Below are 23,017 nucleotides of genomic sequence, written 5' to 3' on the forward strand. Positions count from 1 at the left end.
AACGGTGACGTTGAGCCTTGTACGGCTCCTTCATTGGGACGACCACGACAGAGCGGCTGCGCCGGATGTACGCGCGCCCTTTGTTTGTGGTCGTTGGCATTTTGGGGGACGGGATTGAACCGTCACACCCTGCGCTTTTTGCCTCTCCAGGGTGGCGCCGACCTTGGCATGGCAGGATGTGGCGGATATACGCATCCCCGCCATGAACGAAGCCATCCGACCGGCCCCGCCCGTGCCGCTGCAATCCGTCGCCGTTCCGATCGTGACGGTCGTTGTTCCGACCTTTAACGAGCGCGACAATGTCACGACGCTCTACAGGCGGCTGGAGGCGGCCTTCAAGGACGTGCCGTGGGAGGTCGTGTTCGTCGATGACAATTCGCCTGACGGAACCTGGCAGGTGGTGCGTGGGCTGTCTCAGGCCGACAGCCGCGTCCGCTGCATCCGCCGCATCGGCCGTCGTGGCCTTTCCGGCGCTTGCATCGAGGGCATTCTCGCCGCCAGCGCGCCCTATGCCGCGGTGATCGATGCCGATTTGCAGCACGACGAGACCCAGCTGCCGAAGATGCTGTCGCTGCTCGAAAGCGGTGCGGCCGAGCTGGTGGTCGGCAGCCGTTATGTCGAGGGTGGAAGTGCGGCGAGCTTCAACAAGCAGCGGGCAGGGGCCTCCGCTTTTGCCACCGAGATTGCGCGGCGGCTGCTCAAGGTCGAGGTCGCCGATCCGATGAGCGGCTTCTTCATGATCCGCCGTGATCGTTTCGAACAGATCGCACCGAAGCTCTCCACGCAAGGCTTCAAGATCCTGCTCGACATCATCGCCAGCGCCGAAGGCGGCCTTCGCACGGTGGAAATTCCCTACACCTTCGGCTCGCGCCTGCATGGCGAGAGCAAGCTCGACTCGATGGTCGCGCTCGACTTCCTCGGTCTCGTGCTGGCCAAGCTGACCAACGACGCGGTCTCGTTGCGCTTCCTGTTGTTCGCCATGGTCGGGGGTACGGGTCTGTTCGTGCATCTCGGCACGCTCTTCCTCTGCCTTCAGGTATTCGATCTGCCATTCGCCGAATCTCAGGCGATCGGCGCTCTGGTCGCGATGACCTCGAACTTCATTCTCAACAATTTCCTCACCTATCGGGACCAGCGGCTGAAGGGCTTTGCCATCCTGCGCGGCCTTCTCGCGTTCTACCTCGTCTGCTCGGTCGGCCTGCTTGCCAATGTCGGCGTCGCCTTCTCGGTCTATGACCAGGAGCCGATCTGGTGGCTGGCGGGTGCCGCCGGCGCGCTGATGGGCGTGGTCTGGAACTACGCGATCTCCGGACTGTTCGTCTGGCGCAAGCGATGACGCCTGTCGTCGCGGCCGACGACGCTCGGCTCGTCCGCAACACCTGGCTGACCATCGTCGCGCTCGTCGTGCTGCGGCTGGTCGCGGCCGCGATGACGCCGATCACCTTCGACGAAGCTTATTACTGGATGTGGTCGAAGCATCTTGCTTTCGGCTATTACGATCATCCGCCGCTGGTCGCGCTCGTGATCCGGCTCGGCACCATGCTCGCGGGTGACACCGAGCTCGGTGTGCGCATCGTCTCGATCCTGCTCGCATTGCCGATGAGCTACGCGGTCTATCGCACGGCCGAGATCCTGTTCGGCAGCGTGCGGGTGGCCGCCAGCGCCGCGCTGCTGCTCAACGTCACCCTGATGGCCGCGGTCGGCACCATGATCGTGACGCCGGATGCTCCGCTGCTGGTCGCGTCGAGCTTCGTGCTGTTCTGCTGCGCCAAGGTGCTGGAGACGGAGCGCGGCGCGTGGTGGCTCGGCGTCGGCGTCGCGGCCGGTCTCGCCCTCGCGGCAAAGTACACCGCGATGTTCTTCGGCGTGGCGATCCTGATCTGGCTCGTTGCCGTGCCAAAGCTCCGGCACTGGCTGCGTTCGCCCTGGCCCTATCTCGGCGGGCTGGTCGCGCTCGCGATCTTCAGCCCGGTCATCATCTGGAACGCCGAGCATCAATGGGTGTCCTTCATCAAGCAGCTCGGGCGCGCCAGGATCGAGGATTTCCGACCCAGCTATATCGCCGAGCTGATCCCGACCCAGTTTGCCTTTGCGACGCCGCTGATCTTCATTCTCGGCGTCATGGGCCTCTATGCGTTGCTGGCGCGCAAGGTGGGCGAGGCGAGTTCGCGGGTGCTTGTCAGCGCGATGGTCTGGGTGATCGTCGCCTATTTCATCTGGCATTCGCTGCATGCGCGGGTCGAGGCCAACTGGTTCGCGCCGATCTATCCGGCCTTTGCGGTGGCGGCTGCATTCGCCGCGCATTGCGTGCCATGGAAGCCGCGTGCGCAGCGAACGGTAGAGTTCTGCCGGCGCTTCGCCGCGCCTGTCGGCATCGTGATGTTCGCAGCATTGGTCGTACAGGCCGACACCGGATGGCTGTCGGGCTACCTTCGGGATTCCACGGTGCGCAGCGTCGGCATCGGCTGGCGTGCGCTGGCCGATGAAATCGAGGCGGTGCGGGCCCGGGTTGGCGCGCGTTGCGTGCTTGCGATGGACTACGGCACCACCGCCTGGCTCTCGTTCTACCTGCCGCGCGGCACCTGCGTACTGCAGCCGATCGAGCGCATCCGCTGGGTCAATTTTCCCGAGCCCGATCCGGCAGCGCTCCAGGGGACGCTGTTGTTCGTCGACGAGGCGCAGATCGGTCTTCGCTTCTATCCGAGCTTCACCTTTGCCAAGATCGAGAAGGTGGCGGAAGCCCCGCGCAAGCGCGGCCCGCTGGTGATCGAGACCTACGCGCTCTATGCGGTGAGCCAGCCGAAGCAAGAGGTGATCGACCGCTCCCCGGCGCCGGAATTGCAGCGCTGAGGCGGCGTGGGGATTGCCTCGTTGCACGGACCCCGGCAGCGTCTCGCCGCCGCATGCCGGATCTGCTTGGCGCCTCGACTCGGGCGCGTGCCGCATTTGCGCCCTGTTTCCGCCGCGTTCGTCGGCGACACAGGCCGAAATGGTTAACCCGCCTTTAATCTGCCAAAACTTAATCCGCATTTAACTAAAAGTCGCCTTAATGACGCTTCGTGCCTCTGCGAGATGCACAGCGGTTAGGCGAACCGCGACGCATCGACAGAGAGTTTCGAGTCACCGAAGTCTCCGTTCCGGGCGTCAGTAAATGAGTAACAGTCGAGCTGCGTTGGCTGCACGAAACCGCAGGAAATCCTCCCTGAAGGCCTTGTCTCACAAACTGTTCGGCGGCGCGGCGATCGTCTCCCTGGTGGTGGGGTGCGGCGTCCTGGTCTATGCCAAGATCATCGCGGCCGATGCCTATCCGACGCTCGGCACGGACGGTTATGACGAGCCCGTCGTGCGCATGGCGCCGCGTATCGCCACGCGCAATGCATCGGACGCCGTCAGCGAGGCCTTCGCAGCGCTGCCCGACGCGACGCCCATGATCGCCAAGGGGCCCAGCACGCCCGCGATCACGCCGCAGATGTTCAGCGAACGCTTTGCCGCCGCCGTGCCGCAGGGCGTGCCGTCCAACGCCGCCAATGGCGCGCCACCGCTCCCCAAGTTTGCGGAAGCGGCCGACGTCACCGAGAAGGCCGGCGACAAGCCGGTCGATGCGCCCAAGACGGCAGCAAAGCTCGCGGAAGCTCCCAAGAAGGAGCCGCGGCCGCCGATGCGGCTTGCGCTCGCCAATCCGAAACAGCCGACGCAGCCATCGCCATCGCCGGCTGATGGCAGCGAACCCAAGGGCGGCATGGGCACGCTGCGGGCGATGACCGAGCGTGCCAAGGCCGCGGTGCTGTCGATCACCGGGGAGCGTCATTCGATCCAGGAGAAGCTGTGGGGCAAGCCTGACCAGAACGGCGGCCTGATGGCCTACGCCTCGGCCGACGCCAATTTCACCGCGAGCATCAGCCAGGATCCGACCAAGGGCGGCCAGGCGCCATATGACCGCTCGACGGCGGTCTACGACATCTCGGCCAGGGCCGTGTATCTGCCTGACGGCACCAAGCTCGAGGCGCATTCCGGTCTCGGCGAGAATCTCGACAATCCGCGCTCGGAGAACATCCGGATGCGCGGCGTCACCCCGCCGCACATCTATGAGCTCAAGCCGCGTGAGGCGCTGTTCCACGGCGTGCCGGCGCTGCGCCTCAATCCGATCGGCGGCAGCGAGGCGATCCACGGCCGCGACGGTCTGCTCGCGCACACGTTCATGCTCGGTCCGAACGGCGATTCCAACGGCTGCGTGTCGTTCCGCGACTACTACGCCTTCCTCGATGCCTACAAGAACAAGGGCATTCGCAAGCTCGCCGTGGTCGCACGGATCCAGTGAGGCGCGACGCGTAGATCGCGCGGGTTCGACCTCATTGCGAGGAGCAACGCGACGAAGCGATCCAGACTCCGTCCGCGTCGACAGTTCTGGATTGCGTCGCTTCGCTCGCAATGACGAAGTTGACGGTTGAGCCATTAAACGAGACACAATTTTACGATCTCGCAGCACGTCGTGCCCGAGCTTTGCTGCAGCTTTCGTCCTCCAATCAGAAGAGGACGCGGGGAAGGCCGGGTGCCGTCCGCACCCATGGCCCGCCTGCAGAAGAAAATGCAGGCGGCAGTCACCACAGGTACGAGCCGGATCATCCGGCCTTCCCTGCGCGATGGGTGAACGGCTTATACGTAGTCTCCCCGGTGAACGGGCTTTCTTGCCACCGTCACCCGCCTGATGCCCTCGCATCGCAAAGCGATGTCGAGTTGCATCATCACGAATTTAGCGCCAGCGTCGCGGCGCCAGGACCCTACGATTTCGTCGTCCGCAACGACATCAGTCGTCTTGCGCAAAAGCGCCTGACGTCGTCGCGGCCACCGCATCCCGCACTCGACGTTCGTGACGACGCGTACGCCCCTCGGATGAGGCGGGACGACGGCTATATATGCATAATTTCTGAAAAAACGAAAGTGGAATTTTATGCGGGAGCCGGGTGGGTGGCGTGATCCGATTGATCGAGCTGATGGAATTAGTTCTTGCGCGCAGCTCATTTTGGCTACCCGTCGGGCTGTTCGATGCGCGTAAGACGGGTCGGAAGAGACAACTGATTTGCCCGCCAGGCACGGACGAGCTGCGAATGCAGAGTGCGGGCAGGCGATCGCCTTTGCAGCGCGGATCGGCCTCCACTTCGAACGTGATCACGCCGGAGCAAGGCATGGCGCTATTGTTTCATCACCCGATCATGCATCGCGGTGATCCCGTCACCAGGGGGCGCAAATACGTACTGCGCAGCGACGTGATGTATCGCCGCCAGCAGTGAGGGATGGCGCACCATGCGCAAGCACTTCGTGGTTGCGTGTGGTGCCGCCATCGGCCATCCTTGCGGCAGGACAGGCCGGGGAATGTCATGACGAGCGTCGAGGCTGGAGCGATCGGTCCGCAGCGGGAGCCATGGTGGGCGATTGCAGCCATCTTCACCGCGGGCTTCCTGTTGCTGTGCCTGCTGCTGGCCTCGCCGCTGCTGATCCGCACCTTCCTTTTTCAGCCGTTCAACATTCCATCCGCGTCAAACATTCCTACCCTTCTGGTCGGCGACTATCTCTTCGCTTCGAAGTACCCCTATGGATGGGGTCGTTATACGTGGCCGTTCACGCCGCCGTCAGCGGGTCGTATCTGGGGCCGCGATCCGGCGCGCGGTGATGTCGTGGTTTTCCGTCTCAAGGACGGCAAGACCGACTACATCAAGCGTATCGTCGGGCTGCCCGGCGACCGCATCCAGATGAGGCAGGGCCTGCTCTACATCAACGACCAGCCGGTTCAGCGCGAGCGGCTCGACGATCTGGTCGGTGAAGCCGCCTGCGGCGGTAGTGCGGACGAACGGGTCAAGCGTTGGCGGGAGACCTTGCCGAACGGCGTGAGCTATCAGACGCTGGATTGTGTCGACAACGGCTTCTTCGACAACACCAACGTCTATGTCGTGCCGGCTGGCCATCTGTTCATGCTGGGCGACAACCGCGACAATTCTACCGACAGCCGCGTCCTCAGCGCCGTTGGCTATGTTCCCATCGAGAACGTGATCGGCCGCGCCGCGACGATCTACTTCTCGCTCGCCGGATCCGATACGAGCAGGCCAGGCCGGATCCGCTTCGAGCGGATCGGGACGATGGTGAGGTAGTAGCGAGAGACTGCTGTTGCTGCCGTTTCCGAGCGGGCATCGTGCGCACTCACTCCGTCCCGTGGTTATGGATTCCGGGCTCGCGACTGCGTCGCGCCCCGGAATGACGGAGAGGAAGAGCAGGGGCGGTGAGTTGACTATGATAAATGCGCTCATAGATCGATCGCCGTTGTGGTCGACGGAACGTTGCGTCAAACTCAAGCGTCATTCCGGGGCGCGCGTAGCGCGAGCCCGGAATCCATAACACAGGTTTCAATTGTGGATTCGCGCCAGCAGCGATGCATGGCTCAACTGAATTTTCTATCCAAACAGAAAGGGCGCGGTTTGCACCGCGCCCTTCGTATTCGAGAGAGGAACGGACCTTAGAAGTCCATGCCGCCCATGCCGCCGCCCGGAGGCATCGCGGGGCCGCCGGCGTTCTTCTTCGGCAGCTCGGCGACCATCGCTTCGGTCGTGATCAGCAGCGCAGCCACGGAGGCCGCGTTCTGGATCGCGGCGCGAACCACCTTGGTCGGGTCGATGATGCCCTTGGACACCATGTTCACGTACTCGCCGGTCTGGCTGTCGAAGCCATAGGCGTACTGCTCCTTCTCCAGGATCTTGCCGACGATGACCGAGCCGTCCTCGCCCGCGTTGATGGCGATCTGGCGGGCCGGGGCGGAGAGCGCCTTGCGGACGATCTCGATGCCGGTTTTCTGGTCGTCGTTCTTGGTGCGCAGGCCCTTGAGCTGCTCGGAAGCACGGAGCAGGGCGACGCCGCCGCCCGGCAGGATGCCTTCCTCGACAGCCGCGCGGGTCGCATGCATCGCGTCATCCACGCGATCCTTGCGCTCCTTGACCTCGACCTCGGTCGCGCCGCCGACGCGGATCACCGCGACGCCGCCCGCGAGCTTGGCCAGACGCTCCTGCAGCTTCTCACGGTCGTAGTCCGAGGTGGTCTCCTCGATCTGCGCCTTGATCTGCTGAACGCGCGCCTCGATGTCGGCCTTCTTGCCGCCGCCGCTGACGATGGTGGTGTTCTCCTTGTCGATCATCACCTTCTTGGCGCGGCCAAGCATGTTCAGCGTCACGTTTTCGAGCTTGATGCCGAGATCTTCCGAGATCGCCTGGCCGCCGGTCAGGATCGCGATGTCCTGCAGCATGGCCTTGCGGCGATCGCCGAAGCCCGGAGCCTTGACGGCCGCGACCTTCAGGCCGCCGCGGAGGCGGTTGACGACCAGGGTGGCCAGCGCCTCGCCCTCGACGTCCTCAGCCACGATCACGAGCGGCTTGCCGGTCTGCACGACGGCTTCGAGCAGCGGCAGCAGCTCGTTCAGCGACGACAGCTTCTTCTCGTTGATCAGGATGTAGGCGTCGTCCATCTCGACGCGCATCTTGTCGGCGTTGGTGACGAAGTAGGGCGAGATGTAGCCGCGGTCGAACTGCATGCCCTCGACGACGTCGAGCTCGGTCTCCAGCGACTTGGCTTCCTCGACGGTGATGACACCCTCGTTGCCGACCTTCTTCATGGCGTCGGCGAGGAACTTGCCGATCTCGGCGTCGCCGTTGGCGGAGATGGTGCCGACCTGGGCGATCTCGTCGTTCGACGTGACCTTCTTGGAGTTCTTGACGAGGTCGGCAACGACCGCCTCGACCGCGAGGTCGATGCCGCGCTTCAGATCCATCGGGTTCATGCCGGCGGCAACCGCCTTGGCGCCTTCACGCACGATGGCCTGGGCCAGCACGGTCGCGGTGGTGGTGCCGTCGCCGGCCGCATCAGCGGACTTCGAGGCGACTTCGCGCACCATCTGCGCGCCCATGTTCTCGAACTTGTCGTCGAGCTCGATCTCCTTGGCGACGGTGACGCCGTCCTTGGTGATGCGCGGGGCGCCGAACGACTTGTCGAGGACGACGTTGCGGCCCTTCGGACCGAGCGTGACCTTCACGGCATTGGCGAGAATGTCCACGCCGCGCAGCATGCGGTCGCGAGCATCGACGCCGAACTTCACGTCTTTGGCTGACATATTGGATTTCCCTGAGTTGAAATGTCTGTCTCACCCTTTCGCGGGGCGCCCGCGGGGCGCTCCTCAGGGGTGAGCGTGCGAGCGTGGGGTTAGGCGGCCTTCTTCTTGGCGCCGGCGTCGGTCAGCACACCCATGATGTCGCTTTCCTTCATGATCAGCAGCTCCTGGCCGTCGATCTTGACTTCGGTGCCAGACCACTTGCCGAACAGCACGCGGTCACCGACCTGAACGTCGAGCGGGACCAGCTTGCCGCTCTCGTCGCGGGCACCGGGGCCCACAGCGATGACTTCGCCCTGCGAGGGCTTTTCCTTGGCCGAGTCGGGGATGATGATGCCGCCAGCGGTCTTCTCTTCGGCGTCGATGCGCTTGACCACGACGCGGTCGTGAAGCGGACGGAAAGCCATACAGTCCTCCTAAGCTATTGAGGCAATTATCAGTTTCTGGAGATTGGCAGTCGATGCCAGCGAGTGCCAGCCCTGCCGCGCAGGACATAGGCGAGAGTTCTGGGGCCGGCAAGGGCTTGTAGCAGAAAAATTAGCAGTCAACCGCGGCGTCTGCCAGAAGGTCCCGGCATCGTTAACCGGGCCGGAACAGATCGGGAAACCCCGTATTAGCACCTGGGCTAAGTCGCTGCTAATGCAGGAAATTTCAACAACCCGTTAAACATTTAGGCTTGTGATGGATTGAGGTCATGCGTCACATTTCTCTCACGTGAGCGCATTTTCACCCGGGTGGCTCGATCCCGGTGGCCACGCCGGAATGCGCTTCCACAGAATGGAGGTTGGCATGGTGTCGAAGGTTGCCGTTTCCGAGGATTTTCGGAAACAGATCTTGGGTTACGGGCTGACGACGGCGCAGATCCTGTATCGGATGCCGGATCATCCCTCGCTGCTCCAGACCTACGTCTGGCAGAATTACGACCTGTTTCCGAAATTCCCCGCGCTGCAGGATTTCCTCAGCTTCTGGCAGAAGAAGCTCGAAGGGCCGCTGTTCTCCGTCACGGTCGCGCATTCCAAGCTGATCAAGCCGGCCGAGCTGCGCGCCGTCGACGGCGTGTTCCGGCTGCACTGAGCGGTAACCACAACCACGGTGTCATTCCGGGGCGTGCGCAGCACGAGCCCGGAATCTATACTCCCGATCGTGGTTATGGATTCCAGGCTCGGCCCTTCGGGCCGCCCCGGAATGACGACCTATCTTGGAGCGCCACTGGGCCCATCCGACGAACGGCTTGAATTGTGCTACCCTTCGCGACGCGAGGAAACAGAAGGGAGAGCACGATGGCCACCAAGAGCCGCGCGAAGAAGCCCGCATCACGCACCGCCGCGAAAGCGGCGACGCGCAAGACATCGTCCCGCAAGAGCGCCAAGACCAAAGCCAAATCCGCTGCGAGCAAACCCGGCGCACGCCGATCGCTTGCAAGCAAAGGCGCTGTTGCGCCGGTTGCGCGGCGGCCGAAGCAGAAGGTCGCCGTCAGCCATCATCGCGAGGAGGACTTCAAGGCCGACGGTCTGCGCGCTTACGCGCATTATCGCGACCTCGGCATTGCGGATGCGACCCATGGGCTCGCCCGCGCCCATGTCATCCGCCTGCTGCCGCCATGTGATCCCCGGGAAGTCGCCAAGCTGCACACGCACGACGTCGAATTCCAGATGGTCTACGTGCTCAAGGGTTGGGTGAAGAGCTATCTCGAAGGCGTCGGCGAAACGCTGATGAAAGCGGGCAGCGCCTGGACCCAGCCGCCGCGCATTCGCCACATGATCCTCGACTACTCCGATGACGTGGAGCTCTTGGAGGTAATCCTGCCGGCCGATTTCAAAACGGTCGAAATTACGGCGTGACAACACGCTGAAACAATAATTAGACATGAATCGCTGCTTCGCTTAGTCCGTGAGTTTTGAAGCGGGGGAAGCGAACGGCTGTTGTCGTGCAACACACGGGCACGCGCAGTTCTGCGTCCTTTCTTCGCGTCGCGAGGAGGGGCGAAGAGGTGACATCGTATCGCGAGGATATCGATTGGCTGCGCGCGATCGCGGTGCTCTCGGTCATCGCCTTTCATTTCGAGGCGCCGGGAATCTTCGGCGGCTTCGTCGGCGTCGATATCTTCTTCGTCATCTCCGGCTACCTGATTACCGGCATCATCCAGGGCGAGATCGCGCAAGGCCGCTTCTCCCTCGCGCGCTTTTACGAGCGGCGGGTCCGCCGGCTGCTGCCGGCGCTCTACGTCATGGTGGCGCTGAGCGCGATTCCGACGTTCCACTTTCTCCTCAGCTCCGAGCGCATGGAATTCTTCCGCTCGGCCGCGGCGGTGGTCAGCTTCACGGCGAACATCTTCTTCTGGTGGCAATCGGGCTATTTCGACCATGCGGCAGTGGAGAAGCCGCTGTTGCATACGTGGTCGCTGGGCGTGGAGGAGCAGTTCTATCTGGTGCTGCCGCTCGTCGTCTGGGGCGTCGTGCGGCTCGCACAAGGCCGCCGCGTGGTGCTGCCGTTCACCTTGGCCGCGTTGGCCGTCGCTTCCTTTGCGTTCAGTCTGGTGTTGATGCGCGACGGCGCGTCCGCGACCGCCTTCTTCATGAGCCCGCCGCGCGCGTGGGAATTCCTGGCCGGCAGCCTCGTCGCCATGCCCGGCATGCCGGCGCCATGGCCGGGGCTCGCGCAGCGAAGCGCTCGAGGATTGTCGCTGCTCTTGATGGCGATCCCGATCCTGTCGCTACGGCCGGGGCCCGGATTCCCGGGCCTCGATGCCCTGTCGCCCTGCATCGGCGCGGCGCTGTTCATCTGGAGCGGCATCGGAGTCGCGAATGGCAAGCGCAGTGCCCTGTCGCCGCTGACGCTCGCGCAGTTCTTCGGCCGCATCTCCTATTCGCTTTATCTCTGGCACTGGCCGTTGTTCGCGTTTGCGCGCTTCGCCAAGCCGGGCCTTGTGCTCGATGGCCGGGAAAAAGCTGCCCTGTTCGCAGTGACGGTCGCAGTGTCGTATCTGTCCTGGCGCTTGGTCGAGCAGCCGTTTCGCAACCGCGCTTTGGCTCCGACACCGCGGGCGGCCTTCAGCATGGCGGCGCTCGCAAGCCTGCTGCTGCTCGTCGGCACCGTTGCGGGATTGGTGTTCGGCAGCACCAGTTCGGAGGCCGATCGCGCCGCGGCGCGGCTCGACGCCTACAACGACTACGACATGAAGCCGGTCTATCGCTATGGCACCTGCTTCACGACCCCGGATGGACGGCTCGGCGAGGCCTGTCTCGCCGCGGTGTCCGGCAAGACCAACCTGCTGTTGTGGGGCGACAGTCTGGCCGCGCACTACTATCACGGGCTGAACGGGCGTCTCGATCGTCAGGCCGTCAATATCATGCAGGCGACGCAGCCGTCCTGCATGCCGACCCTGAGTGCGGAGACGCAAGCTCTCGCCTCCTGCCGCGCCTTCGCCGCGCAGATGCGGGACTACTTCGGAAGCCACAAGCCCGACCTTGTGGTGATGTCGGCGGACTGGCTGGAATATGCCCGGCCGCCGCGCTTTGCCGGAATGGTCGCCGATCTCAAGCACACCATCGCGCGGCTGAACGATGCCGGCATTCCGATCGTCCTGCTCGGCCCCGCCATCCAGTATCGCACGCGCCTGCCGTCCATGCTGGCGCGGGCGGAGCTGCGTGGGCTGGCCGCACGGCCGGCTGATTTCGTCCGCTCCGATATTTTCGAGCTCGACCGGGCCATGCGTGAGGCGCTGCCGACCGGCGAGGCGCTGTCCTACATCTCGATCCTGGAGTCCGTCTGTCCGGACCGGCAATGTCCGCTCACGGTGGACGGCGTGCCGCTGGCCTTCGATCACGCGCATCTGACGGCGGAAGGGTCGGCCTATGTGATGGCGAGAGTGGCGCCGAGCCTCAAGCTCGCGCAGCCCTGAACCGTCATGAGGATCACGTCAGCAGGCCGACGATCGCGCCCATCAGGCAGGTGGTCAGCGTGCCCGAGACGATCGACTTCAGCCCGAGCGCGTTGATCTCCTCGCGCCGTGAGGGGGCCATGGTGCCGAGGCCGCCGATCATGATGCCGAGACTGCCGAAATTGGCGAAGCCGCACATCGCATAGAGCATGATCAGGCGGGAGCGGGGGTCGAGCGCGCCGGGCGCGAGCTTCGACAGTTCGACATAGGCGATCAGCTCGTTCAGCACCGTCTTGGTGCCCATCAGGCTGCCTGCGGTCACTGCCTCCTGCCAGGGCAGGCCCATCAGCCAGCACACCGGCGCCATCACGAGGCCGAGCAGCCGCTGCAGCGAGATGTCGGCACCGCCGATCGGCGGCAACAGCGACAAGATCGAATTGGCGAGATGCACCAGCGCCACCAGCACGATCAGCATCGCGATGATAGTTAGCAACAGTTCGAGTCCGGCCGAGGTGCCCTTGACGATCGCGTCCATCGTGCTCGACGCGTCCATCTCGGGATCGGTCAGCGCGCCGCCGGTGAGCTCCTTCGATGTTTCCGGCACCATGATCAGGCTGACCAGGATGGCAGCCGGCGCACCGAGCACCGATGCGATGACGAAGTGGGCGGCAGCATCGGGGATCAGCGGCGCCAGCAGCGTTGCGTAGAGCACGAGCACCGTGCCGGCGATGCCGGCCATGCCGCCGGTCATGACCAGGAACAGTTCGGCGCGCGTCATCTGGGCGAGATACGGCCGGATGAACAGCGGCGCCTCGACCATGCCGAGAAAGATGTTGGCGGCGGTCGACAGCCCCACGGCGCCGCCGACGCCCAGCGTGCGCTCCAGGACCCAGGCCATGCCGCGCACGATCGGCGGCAGGATGCGCCAATAGAACAGCAGCGTGGTCAGCACGCTCATCACCAGCACGATCGGCAAGGCCTGGAAGGCGAGGACGAAGTCGGCGCCGGGGGCCTTGAGATCGAAGGGCAGGGCACCGCCGCCGACATAGCCGAACACGAAGGAGGTGCCGGCGCGGGAGGCGGACGCGACGGCGCCGACCGCATCGTTGATGGCGCCGAAAGCGCGCGCGACCATCGGCATTTTGAGCAGCACGACGGCAGTGATCAGCGTGACGGCAAGGCCGAGCGCGGCCTGCCTCGGCGACACCGCGCGGCGGTTCTCGCTGAGTGCCCAGGCGATCAAGAGCAGCGCGACGACACCGAACGCAGATTGCAGCTGTGGCATTGGTCCCCCGAGTTCGACCAGTATGAGCCGCCGACGCAGCAAAGCGCAATGCCATGCGCCGATGTCAGAGCTGAAGTTGACAAGCCCCTGGCGGTGCGTCACGCAGACACGTCATGTCCTCCACCATCCCGATCGGCGCGCGCACGCTGCTCAAACAAGGCTCGTTCCTGTTCTTTCTGGTGTCGCGCAGCCTGTCGCGCTTTTCCAGCCAGATCGCGGCGGTCGCGATTGGCTGGCAGATCTACGATCTCACCGGCCGCGCCTTCGATCTCGGCATGGTCGGGCTGATCCAGTTCCTGCCGACGGCGCTGTTGGTGTTCGTGGCCGGCAGCGCTGCCGATCGCTACCCGCGCAAACGCGTGGTGCAGCTCTGCCAGCTCGCGGAGGCGCTGACCGCCCTCTATCTCTGCTGGGGCGCCTATACGGGCGTGCTGACCGAGCTGCAGCTGTTCGCTGCGACCTTCGTGCTCGGGATTGCCGGCGCGTTCGAGAGCCCGGCGACGGCCGCGCTGCTGCCGCTGATTGCGCCGACCGGGACTTTGCAACGCGCGAGCGCGCTGTCCAGCGGCGCGGCCCAGCTTGCGACGATCGCGGGACCCGCGCTCGGCGGTTTCGCCTATGCGGCGATGCCGGCCCTGGCCTATGCGATCATGGTGTTGTTCTGGCTGGCCGGCATGGTCTTCACCGGCGTCATGGAAGTGCCCGACGACGTGCCCGCGCCGAAGGAGCATGCGGCCAACGCCGACCTGTTCGCCGGCGTCCGCTTCATCTGGCAGAACCCGGCGATCCTCGGCACCATCTCGCTCGACCTGTTCGCGGTGCTGCTGGGCGGCGTCACCGCGTTGTTGCCGATCTACGCCCGCGACATCCTGCAGACCGGCCCGCTGGGGCTCGGCGTCCTGCGCGCTGCGCCAGCGGTGGGCGCGCTCGCGATGACCGCGGTGCTGGCGCGGCACACGATCCGTCGCCACGTGGGCTTGCGCATGTTCCAGGCGGTGATCGTGTTCGGCATCGCGACCGCGGTGTTTGCGGTCTCGCATATCATGTGGCTGTCGATCGTCGCGCTCGCGATCCTGGGGGCGGCCGACACGATCAGTGTCGTGATCCGTTTCTCGCTGGTGCAGCTCGCCACGCCCAACGAGATGCGCGGCCGGGTCGGCGCGGTGAACTTCCTGTTCATCAACGCCTCGAACCAGCTCGGCCAGTTCGAAAGCGGCGTCACGGCTGCGCTGCTCGGCACCATGCCGGCCGCGGTGCTCGGCGGTCTCGGCACGATCGCGATCGCGCTGCTCTGGATGAAGCTGTTTCCGACGCTGCGCGCGGTTGAGCGACTCGAATAGTCAGCTGGGGGCTGCGACCGAAGCAGGGACAGGCGCGGTCTCGTTCACAGGCATGAACAGCTGCCGCAACAAATACGCCGCGAAGGCCGGTGCGATCAGGCCGGGACCGGGCATCTGAATGTTGCCGAACAACAATTGCAGCGCCGGCAGCCAGAACACGAGCTGCGCCAAGCGGCTGCCGAGCGCATCGAGCTTTCCATCGGCGAGCAGCGCCATGGCCGCGCAGGTCAGGGGCAGCACGTCATAGGTGCCCATATAGGGTGAGGCGCAGATCGTGCAGGCCAGCAGCAAAGCCCTGAGCCGTGCCGGATCGGCATGCTTGCGATAACGGAAGGCCGCGAACACGCCGGCCACCGCGCCCACCGCCGCGACCGCCTGGATCGCGTCCGCTATGCGGTCGCCCAATACGCCGCGGAAGCTCATGAAGAGTGTTGCATGGTAAGGCATGGCCATGCCGCTGGGATCGCGCAGCACCTCGCGCATCAGCGGCACCGCCTTGGTCAGATAGTCTTGCCAGCTCTGCACGCCGCCGATGGCGACGCTGGCGGCAAACAGCGCCACTGCGGCGAGCGTCGCGTAGGCGATCACGCGCCAGCGGCCGGAGGCGACGAGCATCACCGGAAGCAGGATGCCAAGCTGCGGCTTGACCGTGAGCAGACCGATCAGCAGGCCGGCGAGCGCCGGCCGGCGGTCCATGAGCGCAAGACTTGCAAACAGCGCCGCCGTGCTCAGGAACGAGCTTTGGCCCGAGATCACGCACATGAGCGCGGCCGGCGAGATGGCGACCACGAGCAGCGCACGGCCGTCGGCAAAGGCGGGCCGGCAGGCCAGATAGAAGGCGAGCAGGCTGACGACAAACCACGACGCCAGCGCGGGGAAGTAGTCCATCAGCCCGAACGGGGCCATCACCACCAGCGCGTTCGGAGGATTGGGCCAGTTCTGCGCGGGATAGCCGGGGCCAAGCAGGGCGGCGAGCGCGTCATTGTAGGTGGCGACATCGTAGAAGCGGGCGGGATCGGCGCCGAATGCGGCCCGGCCATACATCCACAGATTCAGGAAATCGCGTCCGAGCACCAGCGTGACCTTGTCGCGCGGGTAGGGCCAGCTCCAATGCGTGGTCCAGAAATAGGTGGCCAGCATCAGGACGAATAGCGCCCCGCCGAGTACGATGAGGCTGCGTAGCATCTCGCGATCGGCGGCATTGGGGGTATCCGGCGTCGCGAGGTCGAGCAGCCGGCTGACGCCTCTGGTGCCTGTCGTGTCACTGGGCGTGGAAAGCGGCATGAGCTCGGCTCGTTTGGCGAGGCCAGGGCGCTCGCGGAGATCATCGCGGACAATATCGTGCGTCCTCGCACGAACTACAGGTCACGAATTAAGATACTGTTTAGTGGACGGGTGCGAAGCTACTGAAGGCTGCGACCGGCGTTTCGATCCGTTAACTATCAAGGAGCGCGCAGCGGGAGCTCGTCATGGATGCCGTCGTCGCTGTCGTCATTCCCGCGTTTCGTGCGGCGGATACCGTCCTGCCGGTGATTGCCGCGATCGGGCCCGAGGTTGGGCTGATCGTGGTCGTCGATGATTGCTGCCCCCACGGCACTGCCCTTGTCGTCGCCAACCAATGCTCCGATCCGCGCGTCATCGTGCTGCGGCACGACGCCAACCGCGGCGTCGGCGGCGCCTTCCTGACCGGCATGCAGTTCGCGATCCAGCGCGGCGCGGATATCATCGTCAAGATCGATGCAGACGGGCAGATGGACCCCGCGCAGGTGCCGGCGCTGATCCATCCGATTCAGAGCGGGAACGCCGACTACGTGAAGGGCAACCGCTTCTTCTTTCTCACCGACACGGCCGCGATGCCGCAGGTCCGCCGGTTCGGCAATCTCGCGCTGTCCTTCATGGCCAAGCTGTCGAGCGGCTACTGGACCATCATGGACCCGACCAACGGCTTCTTCGCGGTCCATGCGCGCTTGGCTGAACTGCTCGACGCCGATCGCGTCGCCAACCGCTTCTTCTTCGAGACGGACCTGTTGTTTCATCTCGGCCTGTTGCGTGCCAAGGTAGTCGAGTTTCCGATGCGCGCCTTCTACGGCGAGGAGGTGTCCAACTTGCGGGTGTCGCATCAGCTGGTGCCGTTCTTCGCCGGTCACCTGCGCAACACGTTTCGCCGCGTGCTCTATCGCTATTTCTTCCGCGACCTGTCGCTCGCCTCGCTGCAACTCGTCGCGGGCCTCGGCCTGTTCGGTTTCGGCCTGGCGTTCGGGCTCTATCATTGGCTGTCGGCGCCGCCGGAGCAGCTGGTGCCGACGGGCACGATCATGATCGCGGCGCTGACCTTCCTGATGGGCTTCCAGCTGCTGCTGTCGTTTCTCAACTACGACATCAGCGCCAGCCCGAGGGAGCCGCTGCATCCGTCGCTGCAGAAGAGCCGCAGGGCCGTGCAGCCAGCGGCGGAGCAGGGCGCGGTCCTCGTCGAGAATGAAAAGCCGGACGGGCAGACCCGGCGCAGGGCATGAGCCGCCTGCGCCGATTTGAATTCAACCGCGCCCGACGAACGGCATCTTGGTTGCCATCACCGTGATGAACAGGACATTGGCGTCGAGCGGCAGCGAGGCCATGTAGGCCACCGCGTCGCCGACCGCCTTCGAATCCATGCGCGGCTCCGGCATCATCCGGCCGTCAGGCTGCAGCACGCCCGCGACCATGCGTTCGGTCATCGGCGTCTCGGCATTGCCGATGTCGATCTGGCCGACCGCGATGTCGTAGGCGCGGCCGTCGAGGTTGGAGGCCTTGGTGAGGCCGGTGATGGCATGCTTGGTCGAGGTGTAGGCGGCCGAGAACGGCCGCGGCGCATGCGCCGAGATCGAGCCGTTGTTGATGATGCGGCCGCCGCGCGGGGTCTGATCCTTCATGATGCGGAAGGCGTGCTGGGTGCACAGGAAGGGTGCGGTCAAGTTGGTGGCGACGACCGCCTGCCATTGCGCGAGCGAGAGATCCTCGAACGGCACCGGGGGCGCGCCCATCCCGGCATTGTTGAACAACAGATCGAGCCGGCCATAGGTCTCCGTCACCTTGGCGAACAGCGCCGCGATCGAGGCCGGATCGGTCATGTCGGCGGTCACGGGCAGACTCATGCCGGGCACGCCGAGCCTGGCGGTTTCCTCGAGCATCTCCCTGCGGCGCCCGGTGAGCACCACGGTGAAGCCGGCGTTCATGAGCGCCAGCGATGCGGCGCGGCCGACACCCGTGCCGGCGCCCGTCACCAGCGCGATCTTCTTGCCCGCTTCAGCCATGTTTCCTCACTCTTTGCTTTTCTGTTGTCAGTGCTTCGATTCGTTTTGGGTCTTGTAGGGCGGCCGCGGAATGTTGTTATGCGCGGCACGCAGCGCCGCCGACCACCGCGAGCGCAGATCGTGGAAATAGGGCTCGCCCGCTTCGATCCGGTGATTGAGATCGGCCTCGCAGGTTTCGGCGCGCACCACCAGCACGTCGATCGGCAGGCCGACGCCGAGATTGGAGCGCATCGTCGAATCCATCGAGATCAGCCCGGTCTTCAGCGCCTCGTAGATTTCGACGTCGTAATGCATGGCGCGGTCCAGCACCGGCTTGCCGTATTTGTGCTCACCGATCTGCAGGTAGGGCGTGTCGGTGGTGCATTCGATGAAATTGCCGGCCGTGTAGACCATGAACAGCCGCATCCGCGAGCCCTTGATCTGGCCGCCGAACAGGAAGGAGACGTCGAAGGAGATGTCTTCGGCCTTCAGCGCCGGGCCCTCGGTCGCGTGGACCATGCGAATCGCCTTGCCGATCCGTTGCGCGGCCTGGAACATGGTCGGCGCATTCATCAAGGTTTCGACGTCACCCGTCTCCGGGTCTTCGATGCCTTCGGTCAGCGTCGAGAGCACCGACTGGCTGATGGCGAGATTGCCGGCGCTGGCGATGGCCAGGATGCGCTCGCCGGGATTGGAGAAGATGTGCAGCTTGCGGAACGTCGAGACGTTGTCGAGCCCGGCATTGGTCCTGGTGTCCGCGATCATCACGAGCCCGTCGCGCACCAATATTCCGCAGCAATAGGTCATTGCCTCGTCCCCACACATCAGAGCGGAATTACTAGCCAATTTCCGGTGGCCGTCCAACCCTGTTCGGCCTCGTGCGCGTGGACGTCTCGGTGAGGGATGCATGAAGGCCGGACGGCCGATCCTTGACCTCTCCCCGCAAGCGGCAGGCCTGTCGCATCGGAAAAAGCGCGACGGAAGGTTTCTTCCGTGGCCGTCCTTCGAGACGCTCGCCTCCGGCGAGCTCCTCAGGACGAGGGCCTGTTTTGCGGCAAGAGGACCCTCATGGTGAGGAGCGCCGCTTGCGGCGCGTCTCGAACCATGAGGCCCGGTCCAGCTTGGGCCATATGCGATCGCTCTGCCGCAAGCGGGGAGAGGGGCGTGCGCTTGTCTTGCGCGCAGTTCCAGCCCGAGGGTCAACTCCGGTGGATACTTACGACTGCCGCTGTGACTGCGCCTGCGACTGGCCGTTACCGCGGCCGGCTTGTTCCACCCGGACCTGGACGGTCAACGTCTCCGCCCCGCCGCCGTAGCGGGTGCCGCGCACGGGTGCTGCGCCGAGATAATCCAGGCCGAGCGCAACCCGCACATGCGCGTCGGTGGTGCAGAGGCAATTGGCGGCATCGAAACCCACCCAGCCGAGATCAGGTACGAAGGCCTCCGCCCAGGCGTGGCCGGCCGACTGGTGCGTTGCACCATCGGAGCGCAGGAAATGCCCGGAGACGAAGCGGGCCGGGACCAGACCCGCGCGGGCGCAGGCAATGAAGATGTGGGCGTAATCCTGGCAGACGCCGCGCTTCAGTCCAAAGGCCTCGGCCGCCGCCGTGCCGCTATGGGTCGGATCCTCGTCGAACGTCATATGCTCGTTGATCTGTGTCATCAGCACATGCAGGAAGCCGAGCACGTCGTGTTCGGACTCGCTGCGCAGTTCCCGGACGAAGGTTGTCATCGCCGGGCTCGCCGTCGTCAGCGCCGTCTCGCGCAGGAACAGGCTCGGAGGAAAACGCTCATCGGTGCCCCTCAGCACGCCACCGGTGTCGTGGGTCTCGACCAGCCCCTCGGCCGTGATGGTCAGGTCCTCGATCGCGCCATGCGTGATGACATGGGTGACGTTGCCGAACGCGTCCTCGTGCATCTGGAGCCGCGAGTCGGTAGAGAGATCGATCTGCCACTCCGCGACATATTGGCCGTCATGGCTGCCCGGGGTCATCCGGATGATCTGGATGACGCCCGTGGCCGCCGGCTCGTAGCGGTAGGTGGTGGAGTGGGAGATACGCAGGCGCATGGCGGTCCAGTGCGGAGCTCGAGTTGTGCAGGCTCTCGATGTATGCCTCCGTCATGCCCGGCCTTGAGCCGGGCATCCACGGCTTTCCGGAAAGAGAGGCGTGGATGGCCGGGACAAGCCCGGCCATGACGGTGACCGGGAGCTCGATGTGACTCTTCTAGATCAGATACTGCTTGGTGATGATCTCACCAAGCCGCGAATTGTCGGCGAGGAACTCCTGGATGAATTCGTGGACGCCGCGCTGGAAGATATCATCCATGTTGGAATGCTCCAGCCGGTTTCGGATGCCGCGGGCGTGGCGCTGTGCCGGGCCCTGGCGTCCATAGGCGACGCCGATCTGGTCGAGATTGCGGACGAGGTTGCCGTAGCAGCTCGCCAGCGAACGCGGCAGCGAATCGTTGAGGATCAATAGATCGGCAATCAGCCAGGGTTTCAGGGTCTCGCGATACACCCAGTGATAGGCGGTCAGCGCTGAGACCGAGCGCAGGATCGAGCTCCACTGGTAGAAGTCGAGCGGGCCACCGACATGCTCCTCCTCGGGCAGCAGCACGTGATATTTCACGTCGAGGATGCGGGCGGTGTTGTCGGCGCGTTCGAGATGCAGGCCGAGCCGCGAGAACCAATAGGCGTCGTTGCGCAGCATAGTCCGGTAGGCCGAGCCGTCGAAGCGCAGCGACGTCTCCTGCACGAAACGGAGGAAGCTCGCCAGGTCCTCCCGGCTCTTGGTGCCCTTGCTCCAGACCTCCTGCAGCTCGATCCAGGCGCCGTTGATGGTGTCCCACATTTCCGACGTCAGGGCGGTGCGGACCGAGCGGGCGTTTAGCCGGGCGGCTTCGATGCAGTTCTTGATCGAGGAGGGATTGGCCGGGTCGAACGAGAGATATTCGACGACGTTCTGCTCGTTGGCCTCTGCATAGGTCTCGTGGAAACTGACATTGACGCCGGCGGTCATCAGCGCCGATTCCCACTCGTTGGTCTTGCCGATATAGGCTGCGGGAAGGGCGGTGACGCGCAGCGTCGCGTCGATGGTGCGGGCGAGATACTCCGCCCGCTCGACATAGCGGGCCAGCCAGTACAGGTTTTCGGCGGTGCGCGACAGCATGGGCGGTTTCTATCGGCTGCTTGGCGGTGGCATGTGGCGCTGGCTCGGGCCGGGAGGGGCTCCTCTGCACGCCACGGTGGAAGTGAAATCGCGGAGGGAGTGGATGCCCTCTCTGACCCTCTCTCTTCCAGGACTGGTCTGAGCAAATATCTTCGCGGCGTTCTCGGTGCACCCTCTCCCCTTGTGGGAGAGGGTGGCTTCGCGCAGCGAAGCCGGGTGAGGGGTCTCTCTCCGCGCTTGCATATGCGGAGAGAACCCCTCACCCGGCGCCGAGCTGACGCTCGCCGCCACCCTCTCCCACAAGGGGAGAGGGAGCACTGTCGCTGTGGCAAGATGCGCGCCCTCGCTGAAACAGCGTCTATTCATCCAGCACCCATGTGTCCTTGGTGCCGCCGCCCTGGCTGGAATTGACCACCAGCGATCCTTCCTTCAGTGCGACGCGGGTGAGGCCGCCGGGAACGATGGTGACGCGGTCGCTGCCGGTCAGCACGAACGGCCTGAGATCGACGTGACGCGGCGCAAGGCCCGAAGCCGTGCAGGTGGGGCAGGTGGAGAGCGCCAGCGTCGGCTGGGCGATGAAGCCCTCCGGCTCCCGCTTCAGCTTGTCGCGGAAGGCTTCGATGGTGGCCTTGGTTGCGGCAGGGCCGATCAGCATGCCGTAGCCGCCGGAGCCATGGACCTCCTTGACCACGAGCTCACCGAGGTGGTCGAGCACATAGGACAGATCCTGCGGCTCGCGGCAGCGCCAAGTCTGCACGTTCTTCAGGATCGGTTCCTCGTCGAGATAGAACTTCACGACGTCGGGCATGTAGGAATAGATCGCCTTGTCGTCCGCGATCCCGGTCCCCACCGCATTGGCCAGCGTGATGTTGCCGGCCGCATAGGCCGACATCAGCCCGGGGACGCCGAGCGCGGAATCCGGCCGGAAGGTGAGGGGATCGATGAAGTCGTCATCGACCCGGCGGTAGATCACGTCGACCCGCTTCAACCCTTCGGTGGTGCGCATGAACACCTCGTCGTTCTTGACGATGAGGTCGCGGCCTTCCACCAGCTCGATGCCGAGCTTGTCGGCCAGGAACGAGTGCTCGTAATAGGCGGAATTGTAGATGCCGGGGGTCATCAGCGCGACGGTCGGCTCGGCCGATGCGCTCAAGGGCGCGACCGAGCGCAGCGCCGCCAGCAGTTCGTCCGGGTAGCGTTCGACCGGCGCAATGCGGTGCCGTGCGAACAGGTCCGGAAACAGCCGCATCATGATTTCGCGGTTTTCCAGCATGTAGGACACGCCCGAGGGCGTGCGGGCATTGTCCTCCAGCACGATGAAGTCGTTGGCGTCGACCCGGACGATGTCGATGCCGGCGATATGGACGTAGACGTCGTGCGGGACGTCCTGGCCGTTCATCTCCGGGCGGAAGACCGGGTTCTGGAAGATCAGGTCCTCGGGGATCACCCCGGCGCGCAGAATGTCGCGGCCATGATAGATGTCCCGGAGGAACAGGTTCAGCGCCTTGACGCGCTGCTTCAGCCCCTTTTCGAGCCGCGCCCATTCCTTGGCAGAGAGGATGCGCGGGATCACGTCAAACGGGATCAGCCGCTCCTGCGCTTCGGCCTCGCCATAGACGGCGAAGGTGATGCCGATCCGCCGGAACAGCAATTCCGCTTCGTGGCGGCGATATTCCAAGGCTTCCGGCGGCGTTTCCTTCAGCCAGCGCGACAGTTCCTGATAGGCTTGGCGGATGTCGCCGCCCGGCTCGTTCATCTCGTCGAAAGCAACTGCCATCGATGCCCGTATCTCTCAGCCACGCCTTACAGTGCATGACTCTGCCTGATGGTAGCAAGGCCCAGATCTGACCACTTTTTCAGCGTGCCCGCGATCGGGACTTCAAATGCAAAGCCGCGTGCGCATGATAAGTTTGCCGGGGGAGGCGGGCAG

19 protein-coding genes are annotated in these 23,017 nt (G+C 64.6%); 10 read left to right on the plus strand and 9 right to left on the minus strand.

Translation table 11 applies throughout. The annotated features are described in order from the left end of the window. The first annotated feature begins 202 nt into the window (after positions 1–202). The 5 genes from QX034_RS25015 to lepB all read left to right on the plus strand — a co-directional run bounded on the left by QX034_RS25015 (position 203) and on the right by lepB (position 6,143). The gene (locus QX034_RS25015; RefSeq protein WP_315705979.1) at positions 203–1,336 is read left to right on the plus strand and encodes a glycosyltransferase family 2 protein; all 1,134 of its coding nucleotides are present in this window, start codon (positions 203–205) and stop codon (positions 1,334–1,336) included. After that, positions 1,333–2,850 (plus strand): glycosyltransferase family 39 protein, encoded by a 1,518-nt coding sequence (locus QX034_RS25020; RefSeq protein ID WP_315728600.1) that lies wholly within the window; start codon positions 1,333–1,335, stop codon positions 2,848–2,850. Before QX034_RS25015 ends, QX034_RS25020 begins: the two co-directional genes overlap by 4 nt. Positions 2,851–3,151: 301 nt before the next feature. Continuing rightward, positions 3,152–4,318: a DUF2778 domain-containing protein gene (locus QX034_RS25025; protein ID WP_315705977.1), complete on the plus strand. Its 1,167-nt coding sequence runs from the start codon at positions 3,152–3,154 to the stop codon at positions 4,316–4,318. Between the two features lie 652 nt (positions 4,319–4,970). Beyond that, positions 4,971–5,288: a hypothetical protein gene (locus QX034_RS25030; RefSeq protein ID WP_315705976.1), complete on the plus strand. Its 318-nt coding sequence runs from the start codon at positions 4,971–4,973 to the stop codon at positions 5,286–5,288. 87 nt (positions 5,289–5,375) lie between these two features. Continuing rightward, entirely contained in the window at positions 5,376–6,143 is a 768-nt protein-coding gene (lepB, locus tag QX034_RS25035) for a signal peptidase I (RefSeq protein ID WP_315728602.1), read from the plus strand. A 362-nt stretch (positions 6,144–6,505) separates the two neighbouring features. Here the strand turns inward: lepB and groL are convergent, their stop codons facing one another. Both groL and groES read right to left on the minus strand, forming a co-directional pair. Then, complete coding sequence (gene groL / locus QX034_RS25040; protein ID WP_315728604.1) at positions 6,506–8,146, minus strand: chaperonin GroEL; 1,641 nt, start codon at positions 8,144–8,146, stop codon at positions 6,506–6,508. 89 nt (positions 8,147–8,235) lie between these two features. Continuing rightward, positions 8,236–8,550 carry a co-chaperone GroES gene (gene groES / locus QX034_RS25045; RefSeq protein WP_011925902.1) on the minus strand — a complete coding sequence of 105 codons (315 nt, stop codon included), beginning with the start codon at positions 8,548–8,550 and terminating at the stop codon, positions 8,236–8,238. Between the two features lie 382 nt (positions 8,551–8,932). On the opposite strand from groES, the gene QX034_RS25050 reads away from it, so the two are divergent. The 3 genes from QX034_RS25050 (at position 8,933) to QX034_RS25060 (ending at position 12,044) form a co-directional block, all read left to right on the plus strand. Next, positions 8,933–9,217 carry an usg protein gene (locus QX034_RS25050; RefSeq protein ID WP_315705973.1) on the plus strand — a complete coding sequence of 95 codons (285 nt, stop codon included), beginning with the start codon at positions 8,933–8,935 and terminating at the stop codon, positions 9,215–9,217. A gap of 206 nt (positions 9,218–9,423) precedes the next feature. Next, entirely contained in the window at positions 9,424–9,984 is a 561-nt protein-coding gene (locus QX034_RS25055; RefSeq protein WP_315705972.1) for a cupin domain-containing protein, read from the plus strand. Positions 9,985–10,133: 149 nt separating this feature from the next. Then, the gene (locus tag QX034_RS25060; RefSeq protein ID WP_316195902.1) at positions 10,134–12,044 is read left to right on the plus strand and encodes an acyltransferase family protein; all 1,911 of its coding nucleotides are present in this window, start codon (positions 10,134–10,136) and stop codon (positions 12,042–12,044) included. A gap of 13 nt (positions 12,045–12,057) precedes the next feature. Here QX034_RS25060 and QX034_RS25065 read toward each other — a convergent pair whose 3' ends face one another. Beyond that, positions 12,058–13,308: a NupC/NupG family nucleoside CNT transporter gene (locus QX034_RS25065; protein ID WP_315741405.1), complete on the minus strand. Its 1,251-nt coding sequence runs from the start codon at positions 13,306–13,308 to the stop codon at positions 12,058–12,060. Positions 13,309–13,421: 113 nt separating this feature from the next. Here QX034_RS25065 and QX034_RS25070 point away from each other — a divergent pair, with 113 nt between their 5' ends. Continuing rightward, positions 13,422–14,648: an MFS transporter gene (locus tag QX034_RS25070; RefSeq protein WP_315741404.1), complete on the plus strand. Its 1,227-nt coding sequence runs from the start codon at positions 13,422–13,424 to the stop codon at positions 14,646–14,648. Here the strand turns inward: QX034_RS25070 and QX034_RS25075 are convergent, their stop codons facing one another. Next, positions 14,649–15,932: a glycosyltransferase family 87 protein gene (locus QX034_RS25075; RefSeq protein WP_316195904.1), complete on the minus strand. Its 1,284-nt coding sequence runs from the start codon at positions 15,930–15,932 to the stop codon at positions 14,649–14,651. Between the two features lie 185 nt (positions 15,933–16,117). On the opposite strand from QX034_RS25075, the gene QX034_RS25080 reads away from it, so the two are divergent. Then, a complete protein-coding gene (locus QX034_RS25080; protein WP_316195906.1) occupies positions 16,118–17,161 on the plus strand; it encodes a glycosyltransferase family 2 protein in 1,044 nt (347 codons plus the stop codon). A gap of 21 nt (positions 17,162–17,182) precedes the next feature. Here the strand turns inward: QX034_RS25080 and QX034_RS25085 are convergent, their stop codons facing one another. The 5 genes from QX034_RS25085 to QX034_RS25105 all read right to left on the minus strand — a co-directional run bounded on the left by QX034_RS25085 (position 17,183) and on the right by QX034_RS25105 (position 22,864). Then, positions 17,183–17,938 (minus strand): SDR family oxidoreductase, encoded by a 756-nt coding sequence (locus tag QX034_RS25085; RefSeq protein ID WP_315705966.1) that lies wholly within the window; start codon positions 17,936–17,938, stop codon positions 17,183–17,185. A gap of 27 nt (positions 17,939–17,965) precedes the next feature. After that, the gene (locus QX034_RS25090) at positions 17,966–18,724 is read right to left on the minus strand and encodes a peptidase (RefSeq protein WP_315705965.1); all 759 of its coding nucleotides are present in this window, start codon (positions 18,722–18,724) and stop codon (positions 17,966–17,968) included. A 409-nt stretch (positions 18,725–19,133) separates the two neighbouring features. Next, complete coding sequence (locus tag QX034_RS25095) at positions 19,134–19,985, minus strand: transglutaminase family protein (RefSeq protein WP_315705964.1); 852 nt, start codon at positions 19,983–19,985, stop codon at positions 19,134–19,136. A 157-nt stretch (positions 19,986–20,142) separates the two neighbouring features. Then, complete coding sequence (locus tag QX034_RS25100; protein ID WP_315705963.1) at positions 20,143–21,087, minus strand: alpha-E domain-containing protein; 945 nt, start codon at positions 21,085–21,087, stop codon at positions 20,143–20,145. Positions 21,088–21,445: 358 nt separating this feature from the next. Next, on the minus strand, positions 21,446–22,864 hold the full coding sequence (locus tag QX034_RS25105; protein ID WP_315705962.1) for a circularly permuted type 2 ATP-grasp protein: 1,419 nt from the start codon (positions 22,862–22,864) through the stop codon (positions 21,446–21,448). Between the last annotated feature and the right edge of the window lie 153 nt (positions 22,865–23,017).

This window comes from Bradyrhizobium sp. SZCCHNR3119, assembly GCF_032487775.1.
Taxonomy (GTDB): Bacteria; Pseudomonadota; Alphaproteobacteria; order Rhizobiales; family Xanthobacteraceae; genus Bradyrhizobium.